We start from the raw sequence: 14,674 nt of genomic DNA on the forward strand, positions 1-14,674 counted from the left end.
AAAACAATAAAAAATGAGTTCTATAAATCTTCAAGCCAGCCAGACTTCGGGCTGCGAAACTTATATAGCAATCGTTGTTGATGAATCGGGTTCGATAAACACCAATGAAGCACAACAAATTAAAGATGGACTTACTGCCTTTATTACGTCTCAGGCTCAAAGTAAAATCACCCTTTCATTAATCGGAATGTCTGACAGCGATACTGCTGTCAGAACCGATAATGTTATTCAGAAAAAAATTGCTGGAAATGAACAAGATTTTTTAAGTTGGATTAATTTATATGGAAATGGTAAAGTTACTATCCAGTCTGATTACTGGGCATCTGGTTTGCAAACTGCTAAAAATTTACCTGTAAATCCTGATATTGTCTTCGTTATAACTGACGGAATTCAGGTAAATAATTCTGAATTTTTAAAAGGTTTATTCACTGATTTAAATCTAAAATCACAGGTTTTTGTTTATGGCGTTACGAGTACTTTAGAGGATATTAAGGAATTAACTACACCTTTAAACACCTTTTTAGAAAGAACACCTAAATTAAAGGAAAATAAGCTTTCGGCCCTGGATTCAGATTATATTAGAGTTCCGGATTTTACCACCTTAGGAACAGAATTAAATAAACTTGCTGCTGATTTGACTACGGCTCAAATAGGTTGTATCCCGAACGTAAGCATTATCAAAAGCAATATTGTTTACCCTGTTTTAAACAAAGGTATAACAATAAGCAAGCAAGCGGGAACACTGGTTCTTCGAAACAAAAGCCGGGTTCCTCTAAGCTTAAGCTCCGGAACAAAGATACACAGTGTGGGAAGTTTAAATGGTGTAATTTTTAAACTTCAGGACGCTGTTACAATTCCGGGTTCGGCACAAATTGAAGCCGTAGTTCGAATTGAAGGAAAACCATTGGCACTTGGTAATTTTTCTACTCCGATTGTTTTAAATAATGTTAAAAATCCATACGGTTTTAGTATCAATTTTAAAGTTGGTAAAGATTCATCAGTAATTGATATTACTTCAGGAAAAACAAACATGCAGTCTACCTATTTGCAAATTGCAGCTGCAGGCTCGAAAGGAGTTGACAGTACAATGGGAATTCATCTTCGATGGCTTCTTGCAGGTAAATTAGGAGAAAATCATCTACCAAAAGGAGATTTATATAAAGGAGAAAAAATTAATTTTAATAAACCAAAAGACTTTGTAAAACTGTACAGAGCTCCGTATACCAAAGTAAGTCACACTTTAGATTTAACCCAAAAACCAAATGTTGTTGATAATCAAAAAGCATTATGGATTTACAAAACAACAGATTCGAAGAGATCGATTTATGTTACATTTCAAAATAAAACAAAATATAAGTCGCTTAAAATTAGTATAGATCCATTAGTTAGTCCCGTTGCTTTTTTACAAGCATATGGAAACAATTTGATTGAAATTGAAAATAAAAACGAACTGTTTTTTGCTGCTGAATTAAACTTTTCATCTATAACATCTTCTAGCAATGTTAAATTAGAAACTTTATCTGTTGCCGAAAATACTATTATTGCAGCCAAAAGAGTAACCAATCGAAAAACCTATTCCTCAACACAAGTAAACAATATTCGTTTAATTGCTGAGAATGGAAGAAGTATTCGATTAAAAGCCAACAACTGTCTTTTGAGTGCTATCGATTTTGAATATTACGCTGATTTTATCACTCATGCCAATACTAACGCAGACTGGAATTTAAAAGGAGAATATGGTTTAAGCGATAATGACGTTAAGGTTTTTGAACAATTAGAACCAAAAATCAATGCAGTTCACGGAAAATGGCTCAAATACAATGATGATGAATATGTAAATATTGCCAATTATAAAGAAAAATGGAACAGACCAACTATTCCAGATGATAAAGGCGACAAAAATATTAAGTCAATTGTTGAACGTTATATCGAATTAAGTGAAAATCCAAATGATCCAACTGCATTAGAACCTATCAACTTTGGAGATCTTGATGAAAATAAAGAACCAGAACCGGGAGAAGAACAAGACGATGCTTCAAAAATATCTAATCTTGATTTATTAAATATTGCGGCAAACGATTATCATATTGCTCGTATGTTAGGTTTAGGTTGTATTGATATTGATGATGAAGTTCTCTCCGGAGAGTATGTTTATCTAACAGAATATACCACTTTTGGTGATTTAGGAAATGGTGCCGGACCACGTGAAGTACAGCATCTTTCTATGAGTATTCCAACTTCTATCGCCACAGAACGTTTTTCTCTTCCTGTTCAATTAAATAAAATTGAAACTGGTTTAAATGTAGGTTCTGATGAAAATCAAAATGCTCAAATTACAGATCCAAACGGATACAGTTTTGATGGTAAAAAAAGATATATCAGTTTATTTATGGATGATGTTATGGATTATGACATTAATCCTGAATTCTTTAAGTCAACAGTAGAATATGACGGAAGTTCATTCACATTCCCAATTTATGTAGGTGTCGATTTTAAAATTGATGGAGAAACAGGCTGGAGAAAACCAGAGTTATCCTTTGATTTAGAATATCGCAATGTCGATAAAAACCTTAATAAATCTTATTATGAACCAGTTCCGATTATTATTCCTGAATCTGGTAAATCAATTTTAAATGTTCGTCAGGAAGAAGTTGGTAAAAAAACATACATCTACCAGGGATATGGTATTAACATTTTCTCAAGAGCAACAGCAGGAAGACAAATCAGTATTGAATCTGATATTAAACCTGCAAACAATTTAATGCCTCCAACTGGTATTAATACATTGCTAGTTACTGAAGAAAACCCATTGATGTTTACATCTCAGACAGAACAAGAGCGTCTTGGAAAAATTATAGGAGACGATCAAACATTAGTTAGGATTTTGTTCGACTATTACTCAGCTCAGGAATTATTAAGCTATACTGTTCCTTTAGAAATGTCTGCTGAAGAAGCAGAGAAAAACACAAAAAGTATTTTTCCTGATAGTGAAGAGATATTTGCAGATCATTTTAAACTATACTACAAAGACGGACTTCCTGAAGTAGAGTACGGCGAAATTGATAAAATTGATAACTCTGATGAACTTACTTCAATTATTACAATAAGAGAGTATAAAGTTCTTAGCAGCGGCGAAGAAGTTAAAGTAACATTAACAGAAAATAATAAAACAAGATTTACCGGAGGAATTCTAACAGTTGGAGATCAAAATTATGTAATTCAAAATATTAAGGTTTTTATTAAACCAAAACAACGTCCTCAAGACCCCGACGAATTTGATTATGCTAACATAACAGTGCTTAAAAAAGAAGTAAGTGACAGCACTCATTCTGATGGAGATGCAACTATTGATTCTGACCAAATTAAAGGCATTGCAATGCCTGAGAGTAAATTGTGTACTCTGGTTCAAAACATGTTAACAGACGCTAACTGGCATAAACCTGAAATTGATTTTAAAGTACAATATCCTGCAAGTTTAAATGAGGTTCATCGTGAAGTTATTCAGCCGGAAAGCGAAAATACAAAAGAGCTGCAACTAGAAAAAACAAGAGGTATCTGGGAATCTGCCAGGATCGAAAGAGTGTTGGAAGCTACATACAAAATGGATAAAGACGGTCAATATGAATTGGATAAAGATAAAAATCCAATCAAATTAGCTGACGAAAAACACTTAGGTTTATATCAAATTACTTTTACTGATTTTAATTTACCTCAGCATCCTCAGTTTAAACCAGAAAACGAAAACTCGGTAGAATGGTCGAATGGTATTGTTCGTTTGTTTACAAAAAGCGCTGTTAAGGAAGGAGTTTCGGTTCCGGTAAAAACCAGAAAAGAGTTTAAAGTTGTTCGAACCGAAAATATTGGTAAAACTGGAAATTTAATTTTATATGTAAACGATACCGATTTCAAATTAGGAGATTATGTAAATCAAATAATGGATGAAAACCACGATGAAATCATTGTTGGTGATCGAGAAGTAAACTATTATCCTAGTTATAAAGTATATCTGTATAAAGATCAAGCTTCTGGAATTACTAAAGAAAATATTCAGCCCAAAGCAGGTGAAAGTACACACTACTCTATTTTCGGGATAAGCTCTCGTGCTGTTCGACCAACTTTCGAGTACAAATCAAAAATTAGTATTCCTAGTCCGATGTATGCTGTTAAAGTTGAAAAGGCCGAAAAGCCTGTAATTACAGAAGGCTATAATTTATATGCCACAAGACCTGATTTTTACAATCGTTCGACTTTTACTTTTACTACTCAATACAAAAAAGATCGTAAACCTTATGGTGCATTACATTATAGAGCCAATGAGCAAGATTTTCTGAATCTTTTATATGAAACAACGACTATCAATACGATTCGTGAAGAACTAAATAAACTTGGAGGGAATGAAGAATCTGATTTTGACCAAAGATGGAAAAACTTTTTAAACTTTAATTATCATGAAACTAATAGTCAATACAAAACCTTTCCTGAAAATGGATCTGGTTCAAAATATAGACTACCATTACCGGATAATAAACAGTTTATAGCCTTAATTAATGATTTTATCGAATGGCATAATAAGGCACAGATTAATCCGGATTTTAAAGAGCCTAAAATTACTTCATTAACAGCACTTAATAAGGTAATAATCTCAAAAGGAGTCGAAAAACCAATTTTGGCAGCTTATTTCATCGAAGAAGCGATAAAATCAGCCTATGTTCCGTTAACAGAAGTACCCGTTGTTTATGAATACATTAAAGACAAAAATTATGTCCCAACCAATAAAAAACAAACTATTAAAGACAAAAATGGTCATGCCTTAAAACCAACTGATCCGGATTTTGACATTGCCCCAATGATGAAGATCGTTAATGAAACTGACAATATAACGCAGTTTACCGATTTTAATTTGGATGGAAACTCGCAAAGTATTTATTTCTATGCGGTACGCGAAATGGATATTAAGATGAATTTCAGTGAACTTAGTGATCCTATAGGGCCTGTAAAACTGGTAGCTTCAAATCCGCCTCAAACACCGGAAATTAAGAGAATCATGCCAATTCTTGAAAATCAGGTTTTAGGAATTAAACCTTCGATTCAGTTTGAAATAAATACTTATCAGCCGGAATATAAAATTGGGAAAATCAATGTTTATCGCGCCTCTTCAATGCTGGATGCACAATCGATAAGAACGATGACACTGGCTAAAGAAATTTTAATTGATGAAGATACTTTATCTAAAGAGTTTGATAATGTCTGGACGGTTTATGACGAATTTGAAGATTTAGATTTTGTTCCGTTTGGCGATGGTCTTTTCTACCGAATTACGGTTTCAAGAAAAATCGAATATGCAGATCCTGCTTCGACTAAAGAAAATCCCATTATAAATATTGACTATGCGCCCTCTCAGCCTTCAAAAATTACAGCTACAGTAATTGCTGATACTATTTCGCCTGAATCTCCTCTGTTAGAAGCATCAGGAAATGTAACAGGAGCAAATGCAGAGGTCTTAAAACCAGTGATTTTCAATTGGAAAAAAACAGTTCATAATGGTAAATATCATTTATATAAAATGACCCGCTCAGGAAATTGGGAAAAAATTCATGAAGTTTCTTCTAACTTAAATAATGTCATTCTCCCGCTGGAAAGTGTAAAATCTTTTACAGATGAATTAATTATTAAAAATGAAGATGGTGAAAGAATTTATCATCATTTCAAATTAATTTCTGAAAACTCATCAGGAATGTTTAGTAGTGAAGAAAAAATCTTAACTCTTTAAAATTCTATTTAGTACCAATGAAGTCATTTCATTGGTACTAAAATCAAGCTAATCAATAAAATTTAAAGCAAGAAATAAAATTAAACAACATGGCAACAACACGCAGAAATGATATTCGCACTAAATTCCAGGACAAGGACATACCAACACAAAATGACTTTGATCTGATTTTTGACAGTTTCGTTCATAAAGATGAAGACAAAGCTAATTTTCAAATAGTCGAAGCTGGTACATCAAATGAACATTATGTTACTCCGGCACTTTTAAAAGCTATTTTTCAAAATTCCGGAATTCTTTCCGGAAACGGCTATGCTCCTTACAAAGAATACGAAGACGATTTTACCGGTTTATCAATAAAATTAGAATTTTCTCCTATTGAAAACAGTGCTAAAGTATTTAAAAATGGGCAGTTATTAGAAGAAAATCAAGATTATACATTAAATCATAATACTGGAGTAATTACTTTTTCCGAACAAATTACCCATCGCAATATTGAAATTAATTATTGGTTTAAGAATACCAATCCAACCTCTGATAGTTCTGACTCAATGTTTGGTAAAGCATCTGTTCCTTACAAAGAAAACTTTGGTGAACTAACTTTTAATAGTGACACTATTACGTTAAAAGAAACACCTCTGACGTACAGTGCCAGAATATATAAAAACGGTCAGCTGCTTAGAGAAAATAAAGACTATTCTATCGTTGACGGTAGTAATGTCATTAAGTTTTCTGCACCAATTAGCAATCGTAATATTGAAGTTGATTATTGGTATGCTGGTCCAATTTCTTTAACAGATCCGGAATTAAATACAAAATATGTTGATTTAACTACAAATCAATCTGTTAAAGGAAATAAAACTTTTACAGAAACTGTTGAGAGTAACGGTTTTATTAAAACTGGCGGAGCTTCTAATCAATATTTAATGGCAGATGGTTCTGTTACGACATCTACAGCTTCTGATTATGATGCCGGGCATGCTCCTTTTGCTATCCCGCTAACGGGAGGATATCAAAAATTTAGTAACGGCTTAATATTACAATGGGATTACATAATGAATGGTTCTACTAATTATGCTTTCCCTATTGCGTTTCCAAATAGAGTAGGCAGTATCGTTCTCTCTACCTATAGACGTGATTCTGGGAATAAAGGTTTTAATCATGTTTACAATGTTACAAACACATCATATAATGCAATTATTGATGGTAGTACCGGATACATGTTTGCAATTGGTTATTAATAATAAAACTTTAAAATAAAAAATAATGTACAAAGGATCATACAACGAAAACGGAGAATACACAGGCTTTTATGTTGAAGGAATTCATGAAAATATTCCGCAACCCAATCTTGAACTAAGCGAAGAAGAATGGCAGCAGGCTTTATCTAAAAATTACAAAGTAATCGATGGTAAACATACCTACTCTGCTTTCGTTCAAAGCCAGGATGATATTCTGGAAAATTTAAGAACAACCAGAAACATATTACTTGCTGAAACTGACTGGACTCAAGTAGAAGATTCTCCTCTTTCTGAAGAGAAAAAAACAGAGTGGAAAAATTACAGACAGGAACTAAGAGACTTAACTGATCTCGATGACTTAACAACTATTGTTTGGCCTTCAAAACCATTGTAATAAAAATAATTGCTCAATATTTTTTTAATGGTTTTAGAAAACAAAAAAACAACATTATTACTTACTAAAACATAATGTATGGAAGAAAACATAACATATAAACCCTTTGCACATTTAAACAGTTATACTCCGGTAGAAGGTGAACAGGTTTATTACAATACCGAAAAAACTTTAGCAGTTAACAAAAATGATTGTTTGAAAGGAACAACCGGAAATCCTGTCACTTTAGCTGCTGGTGCCAATAAATTTGTCTCGCAAATAAGTATTGACGATGCTAATGAACAAGCTCAATCATGGCTTCAGGCAAATGTTCAGGCTTATGCCAACAATATTGGAACCTGCACTATTAGACCTACCGCATGGCGTGGAGCAAATCCTTCATGTGTATTAGAACCGCCAACAACATTATTGCCTTTTGATTATATGGTAATTAAATACAAATGGGCTCCAGGCGCAGGTGTTGATTTAGATACTTTTACAGGTTTTATAAATACTGGTCTAAGTGCTTTAGATAAAAAATGGGTAGGATTTGGACTCGGAAATGAAATTCCGACTAGCGCAACTGCACAGGATTCTTACATTATGTGGGGCGGTGACATTCGGGATGTAACAGGTACCGAAACTTGTTTGGTAAACTTTAAAAAAGTAAAAGAAGTTTATTCTAATCTGAATGATGTTCAAATTAGAATGGCTGGAGTTTGGTGGGTTTCTAAGGCTAGCGGAAATATTGATGTAGAAATTACCACTTTCCTTGGCGGTACAATGATAAAAGAAGGTAAAGACATTATAAATAATGACGGTAACCAGGTACAGCAATTAAATTTTTCGAAAAATATTTCAGTACAGGGCACGCAGCTTCCGATAGACCAGGCTACTCCTATTGGATACATTAACTATTCTAATAATCAATCAACTGCAAAGGTTGTAATAACTTATTAAAAATATGGAAAACACAGGATATAAGTCTTTTGCTTTTTTAGAAAAATACTATACAGATAACAATACTTCAACCGAAGAAATTAAACCGAATGTAGCCACAGATCCAGATTATATTGCACCCGCTTTAGATACAACAATGTGCCCTCCCGTCAATCGATTTTATAATACGCAACAAACCAAAACTGTTACAAAAAACAATTGCTCTCCCGGAGAAACAGGTACTGAAGTTCAACTTATTGCTTATGCAAATCAATTTGTATCGTATGAAAATATAGCTGATGCAAATAATCAGGCTATTATTTGGCTCGAAAACAATGCACAAATTTATGCGAATAATTCAGGAACTTGTATTGCTGATTCAATACCTCCTACAAGTCCGTTTTTAAGTGTGTCTTCGATTACTCCAAATTCATTAATATTATCATGGACTCCATCAACAGATAATGGGATACTTGCGGGTTATGATATATATCAAAACGGAGTTTTACTTACTTCAACTTCATCTGATGTACTTCGCTGTCCTATCACAGGTCTATCTGCAGCTAGTACGTACACTTTTTATGTAAAAGCAAAAGATGTAGCAGGAAATTCAAGTAATAGTAATGTATTAACTATTACAACGCTTCCTTCTACCTTATCTCTGGCTGCTGTACAATCTGTAATTTTCGAAAAAAGATCCAGATCCTGGGATGACTGTAGAAATGCTCTTGCCGCAGATTTACAATATACCGATAATACGTTTATGGGTGCAGCTGTAACTGCAGATAATTTGTTGTATTATTTAAATAGATATAGGGGTGTTATTGATACTTCATCAATTACTATCAAGCCAAAATCTGCTAAAATAAAATTTAAGTTTGCCGAAAACACAGTTGGTAATGCTTTGACTTTTAATTTGTTTGGATCTAATATTCAAATTCCAGTTAATCAAGAATTTCAACTTCCTGATTGGAATGACTGGGACAATAGTACTTTTATCAATAGTATTTCTGTTCCTCGTAATTCTACAACGTACAACGAAATAAATTTGACTCCTGCTCAATTAGACCTACTAGTTTCGGGGCAAGCCTATAACTTTTTCCTAATTTCTAATGGTGATAAAGAATCTTATGATCCTATTTCAAATAACAGACCTGTACTATCAATAAGCGCTGAAACTGGACAGGTTTATCTGGAATGTTTATTTTAATAAAGACAATTTCATAATAAAATAAAACCGGCTGATTTAGAAATAAATCAGCCAAATAAAATTTAAAAAAAATACCATTTAGTGCCACAAATTAAATACCACAAAAATGCACACCAATCACAACAGAATAAAAGTATCTGACTTAGAAACAGATGATCCAGACAAAATTTTAGTTACCAATTCAAAAGGCGAATTAGAATTTATACCCACAAAAAATATCAAGGTTGATAGTTACAATGCGTTAGATTATGATCAGGAAGGTAAAGCACTTGATGCCAGACAAGGTAAAATTCTAAAAGATTTGATTGATAATTTTAATCAATCTAATCACCAACAACCTTATTTAGATGAATTAATTCCAAATATTTATTCTCCAAATACGACAAATAATATAATTATAAAGGGTTCATTCTTTACACCTGAAACAGTTGTTGCTATACAAGGACAGATTATTAATTCTTTTAAATTTAAAAGTGATAATGAAATTCATGTTAATATAACAACTGGCCAAACAGATGGTACATTTAACGTTACAATAAATAATGGAATTTCTAAAACATTTGCAGATGTATTTTCAGTTTTATTAGGAACTGTTTATGATTCTGTCGAATCTGATTGGATTGATAAAGTAAACATCAATGTTAAAGAAAAAGGTACTGCTTTGTGTATCAGTGATACCGTAAGAGCATCTGGGAAATGGACTAGGTTAATAGATGTTTCGAAAAATTTTTCAATTCGTTTTCATATGCCATTTTCACCATTATCTAAAGGTGGAATAGATAGTTTTGTAACTATTAAAGACAAAAACACTAACGAAACTAAATTTTATATTGAAGATTATGGCCGTATGGAAGGTGATGATCCTAATAGGGTTTATTTTGGAATTAATGGCCAACAAGTTGGATACTTACAAATAGATCGCAGCAAATATTTAGAGTTAAGAAAAGTTGGAAATATTGTAAATGCATATGTTAATGATGGAAAAGTTTTAATTGCAACAGTAAGTAATACAGCTACATTTCCAAATAATCTACAGTTAGCTGTCAGTTTATTAAATTCCGATGTTCGTAACTTAAAATATATCGAACTAATATCTTAAAAAATGCACACAAATCACAATAGAATAAAAGTATCTGATTTAGAAACAGATGATCCAGACAAAATTTTAGTTACCAATTCAAAAGGAGAATTAGAATTTATAGCCACAAAAAATATCAAAGTTGATAGTTATAATGCGTTAGATTACATTCAAGAAGGTAAAGCTCTTGATGCCAGACAGGGAAAAATTTTAAAAGATTTGATCGACACTATTAATACATTGTTGCTTTCTGATAATGTAAATCTAAACAATATTCAGAAGCTGGCAGATGCAATCGAAGTTGTACAGAACTCACTTAATATTATTTTAGTAGATGACCTTATAACTGGCGGAAGTACAAAAGCGCTTACTGCAGAACAAGGAAAAGTTCTTAAAGGATTTATTGATGCATTAACCTTTAATAAAGTTGATAAGGTTCCGGGAGAAAGATTAATAAGTGCAACGGAAATTACAAAACTTTCAGGTATTGAAGCTGGTGCGCAAATAAATCAGGATATTAGTGGTAAACAGGATATCAATAATCAAATTTTCGTAAGTACATCAGGACCGGTTCAAGATTCGTGGCATGGAAAGCTAGTGACTTTCACTGCTAGTGTAACTATAACTGTTCCTGCTACAGGATTAAGACCCGGTTTCAATTTTGAAGGTATTATTGATCCTGCTTTTACAGTAAATACTGCTCTAACAGCCCCAAAAACATGGTCTGGAAGTTATTTCGGCTCACCAATTCCTGAAAATAGCATTTTTTCATTTGTACAAAGAGGAAATGACAGTAATAAAATTTCAATTTATGGATTATTATGAGATTTAGAAAAACGATTTTCTCCCGCAAAAAACGTAATTTTTATCTCTATTTTAAAACTAAGGGAAGTTCTTCTACTTTTAACATACAAATGACAAAGATTACAAATGTCGCAATACATGTTAAGCTAGTAGGTCTTACATCAAATTATGTTTATTTTCAGGGATTAGCTACTGATAATCAAAATTTCAACTTATCAAATAATACTATTGGTGAAGAAATAGGTTATTTTCTTTCAACAAAAGAATTGGTTTGCACATACATTAATTTGCCAGGAAAAAATATAACAATGCTTGATTTTTCTAGGATCAGATGCACATGGTCTTCAGCGAATCAATTACAGAATAACGACATCACAACATGTATTTGGGGTGGAACACATCTTTTAACGTCTACCGTGGGTTATGATTTTTCTGGTAATGCAAATTTCACCAGTTCAATGCTTCCTAGCGATACTGCCTCAAACGATAAAATCACTGTTTTAAATGTTGCAGAAACTAAAGTTACTGATATTTATTTTTTATTGAACAATTTTGAAAATTTACGAGAATTATTTTTTGGAAATTCTAAAGACAATTTTGAATTTCTTTCTCCAATTACCAGTACAAAACTTGCAAATTTTACAATAAAATGGGTACAAAACAGTATTACTAATTTGACATTTACGAACTGTCCAATGCTAAAATTTATAGATTTTGTAGGCATAAAAGTTTTAAACATTTCAATTGATAATTGTCCCTTATTCGAAAGTATAAACGCATGGAACAATACTCCCATATTAGATATTAATAGAACAGGATCTTCCAAAATTAGAGCACTTAATATTGGCGGTAATAGTTTTACATCGTCCATTAAAGACAAATTAATAGATTACTGTGTGAACGATGGTGTTCTAAATGGAAATTTAGCTATTGGAAAAACTCCAAATCCTCCTACAAACGCAACAGGACTTTCAATTTTACGATCAAGAGGCTGGACAGGAACCTCATTGCAATAATTAATCCTCTTAGTAAGTTTTTTTTCTAAAAACTTGCTAAGAGGATTATCGGATAATTGTACATTTTAAAATGAATTTAACTATTTACAGATCTGATATCTTAACAACAAAAAATAACAAATAATTACGTTAACCAAATAATACCACAAAAATGAGTACAAATTATAATAGAATAAAAGTATCTGATTTAGAAACAGATGATCCAGATAAAATTTTAGTTACAAATTCAAAAGGTGAATTAGAATTTATAGCCACAAAAAACATCAAAGTTGATAATTATAATGCGTTAGATTATGATCAGGAAGGTAAAGCACTAGATGCGAGACAGGGTAAAATTCTAAAAGATTTAGTAAATAACAAAACAGATAAAGGTGGTTTTCAAGGTACAGCACAAGATCTAGCAAATTCTATTCCTGATCTTAATAGTTCTAATTTAAAACTTGGAAGTTATCCGTCAACAAGAAGTGATGGACAATTATCCATTAATAAAGTTTTAAGTACGGATGCAAGTGGCAATTTAAAATTATATTCTTTACCTATATCTCCCACTTATCCTGCGCCATATCTAACTGAAATTCTACCTTATATTTTTTTACCAAATACAACCGGAAACATTATTTTAAAAGGCTCGTTTTTTACTCCAAATATGACAGTAGTAATTCAAGGTCAAACTGTTAATTATCTAAAGTTTAAAAGTGATAACGAAGTGCATGCCAATGTTACTAGCGGAAGTGAAGAAGGTTCGTTCGGTATTACTTTAAACAATGGACTTTCAACTACTTTCGAGAATGTATTGATAATAGTTTTAGGCACAGTATTTAAACCGTTAACTTCTGAGTGGACACTAACAGAGCCGATAAATGTTGATAACGATAAAGTCTTTACTCAGACGTGGAATTCTTTAGGTACTGCTGTTTGGAGTAAAGTTTTTGATAAAACTAAAAATTATAGAATTGGATATCAATGTAGCAGAACTCCTTTAGGGCCTGCTTATCAATTATACAGGGAGGCTCAATTTTCATTACATAAAGTATCAGATAATACAAAGGTTTTTTCTACAGCTTTTTCGGAAGAGAGTTCAGGAAGAGTACATTTAGAATATTATAGTTTAATGGATAATGCTAATGATTTTTTGTATACAGGTCCAGCAAATTTATTTGATTCTAGGGATTGGATTCCTGAATTTAGAGCTGTATCTGGAATAATGTATTTGTACTTGAATGGGGTATTAGTTTACACATTTAATCAACCGGTATTAGATGATTACTATCTAAAAGTTTATGTAAAATGTTATGATTTATCTAAAATAAAATATATAGAAACTACTTAAAAAAACAAATAATTACGTTAACCAAATAATACCACAAAAATGAACACAAATCACAACAGAATAAAAGTATCTGACTTAGAAACAGATGATCCAGGTAAAATTTTAGTAACAAACGAAAAAGGAGAGTTAGAATTCAGCGAAACCATGCCAGGTAAGCAAGATTTACAATCTGTTTTGGAGGCAGGTAATTATGCAACAAAAAACATGTGGATTGGTAACGGTGACGAAGGCATGCAGATTTTTGTTGGAGCAGAAAGTGAAGATGCGGTTCAATTAGGATCTGGCGGTATGGCTGGTCTAAGTCGCAAATCAACTTTTATTGGTAAAAATGCAGGTAACGGAACGATACAAGAAATGGTTACTGCTTTGGGTTATTATGCAGGAGCTGGAAATCAATACCCGAGAGCTATTATATTAGGAGCTGCAGGAGGAACAGTATATACAACTGCACCTAATCAATTGGCAATAGGAACAAATGATTCGAATAAAACTATTCGTTTTAATACAGATGTACAGACTGATTTAGATTTAAATTTTCCATCAACAAGCGGAACTTTAGTTACATCTAATAATTTTAAAACTATAAATGGAGAATCTATCCTTGGGACCGGAAATATTGATTTATCAAAACAAGACATTTCTAACCAAGTAGAAGTAAGCACAAGTCAATCTATTCAGTCTGACTGGCATGGCAAAACAGTATTCTTTACTACCAATTGTACAATTACTGTTCCCGCTTCATTACAAGAGAGCTTTATTTTTAATGGAATCACATTACCCGGAGTAAGTATAACATGGGCAATTACTGCTCCACACACTTGGTTATTTGGAATACCAGCTGTAACTGCCGAAAAACAAATTTTCACATTTACAAAAAGAGGCAATACAAATGGCATTTTATTATTAGGAGTATAAT

The 14,674-nt window shown here is 32.4% G+C and carries 10 protein-coding genes; all 10 read left to right on the plus strand.

What is annotated here, in order from left to right:
- Window positions 1-13 precede the first annotated feature (13 nt).
- Window positions 14-5,770, plus strand: a complete 5,757-nt coding sequence (locus L0669_RS21990; protein ID WP_263759979.1) for a vWA domain-containing protein — start codon at window positions 14-16, stop codon at window positions 5,768-5,770.
- A gap of 89 nt (window positions 5,771-5,859) precedes the next feature.
- Complete coding sequence (locus tag L0669_RS21995; protein ID WP_263759980.1) at window positions 5,860-7,008, plus strand: gp53-like domain-containing protein; 1,149 nt, start codon at window positions 5,860-5,862, stop codon at window positions 7,006-7,008.
- 25 nt (window positions 7,009-7,033) lie between these two features.
- Window positions 7,034-7,402 carry a phage tail assembly chaperone gene (locus tag L0669_RS22000; protein ID WP_263759981.1) on the plus strand — a complete coding sequence of 123 codons (369 nt, stop codon included), beginning with the start codon at window positions 7,034-7,036 and terminating at the stop codon, window positions 7,400-7,402.
- 78 nt (window positions 7,403-7,480) lie between these two features.
- Window positions 7,481-8,341, plus strand: coding sequence for a DUF5977 domain-containing protein (locus L0669_RS22005; protein ID WP_263759982.1), 861 nt, complete (start codon window positions 7,481-7,483; stop codon window positions 8,339-8,341).
- A 4-nt stretch (window positions 8,342-8,345) separates the two neighbouring features.
- On the plus strand, window positions 8,346-9,530 hold the full coding sequence (locus L0669_RS22010; protein ID WP_263759983.1) for a fibronectin type III domain-containing protein: 1,185 nt from the start codon (window positions 8,346-8,348) through the stop codon (window positions 9,528-9,530).
- Window positions 9,531-9,636: 106 nt separating this feature from the next.
- Entirely contained in the window at window positions 9,637-10,629 is a 993-nt protein-coding gene (locus tag L0669_RS22015) for a hypothetical protein (RefSeq protein ID WP_263759984.1), read from the plus strand.
- A 3-nt stretch (window positions 10,630-10,632) separates the two neighbouring features.
- The gene (locus L0669_RS22020) at window positions 10,633-11,433 is read left to right on the plus strand and encodes a hypothetical protein (protein WP_263759985.1); all 801 of its coding nucleotides are present in this window, start codon (window positions 10,633-10,635) and stop codon (window positions 11,431-11,433) included.
- An 89-nt stretch (window positions 11,434-11,522) separates the two neighbouring features.
- Window positions 11,523-12,428: a hypothetical protein gene (locus L0669_RS22025; RefSeq protein WP_263759986.1), complete on the plus strand. Its 906-nt coding sequence runs from the start codon at window positions 11,523-11,525 to the stop codon at window positions 12,426-12,428.
- A 151-nt stretch (window positions 12,429-12,579) separates the two neighbouring features.
- Window positions 12,580-13,758, plus strand: coding sequence for a hypothetical protein (locus L0669_RS22030; RefSeq protein WP_263759987.1), 1,179 nt, complete (start codon window positions 12,580-12,582; stop codon window positions 13,756-13,758).
- A 39-nt stretch (window positions 13,759-13,797) separates the two neighbouring features.
- A complete protein-coding gene (locus L0669_RS22035; RefSeq protein ID WP_263759988.1) occupies window positions 13,798-14,673 on the plus strand; it encodes a hypothetical protein in 876 nt (291 codons plus the stop codon).
- Window position 14,674 lies beyond the last annotated feature (1 nt).

Source organism: Flavobacterium bizetiae, from assembly GCF_024271895.1.
Taxonomy (GTDB): Bacteria; Bacteroidota; Bacteroidia; order Flavobacteriales; family Flavobacteriaceae; genus Flavobacterium; species Flavobacterium bizetiae.

Bases quoted from the DNA above. Each gene is read 5' to 3' on its own strand.
- L0669_RS21990 (WP_263759979.1), top strand. From the start codon at position 14: ATGAGTTCTATAAATCTTCAAGCCAGCCAGACTTCGGGCTGCGAAACT.
- L0669_RS21995 (WP_263759980.1), top strand. From the start codon at position 5,860: ATGGCAACAACACGCAGAAATGATATTCGCACTAAATTCCAGGACAAG.
- L0669_RS22000 (WP_263759981.1), top strand. From the start codon at position 7,034: ATGTACAAAGGATCATACAACGAAAACGGAGAATACACAGGCTTTTAT.
- L0669_RS22005 (WP_263759982.1), top strand. From the start codon at position 7,481: ATGGAAGAAAACATAACATATAAACCCTTTGCACATTTAAACAGTTAT.
- L0669_RS22010 (WP_263759983.1), top strand. From the start codon at position 8,346: ATGGAAAACACAGGATATAAGTCTTTTGCTTTTTTAGAAAAATACTAT.
- L0669_RS22015 (WP_263759984.1), top strand. From the start codon at position 9,637: ATGCACACCAATCACAACAGAATAAAAGTATCTGACTTAGAAACAGAT.
- L0669_RS22020 (WP_263759985.1), top strand. From the start codon at position 10,633: ATGCACACAAATCACAATAGAATAAAAGTATCTGATTTAGAAACAGAT.
- L0669_RS22025 (WP_263759986.1), top strand. From the start codon at position 11,523: ATGACAAAGATTACAAATGTCGCAATACATGTTAAGCTAGTAGGTCTT.
- L0669_RS22030 (WP_263759987.1), top strand. From the start codon at position 12,580: ATGAGTACAAATTATAATAGAATAAAAGTATCTGATTTAGAAACAGAT.
- L0669_RS22035 (WP_263759988.1), top strand. From the start codon at position 13,798: ATGAACACAAATCACAACAGAATAAAAGTATCTGACTTAGAAACAGAT.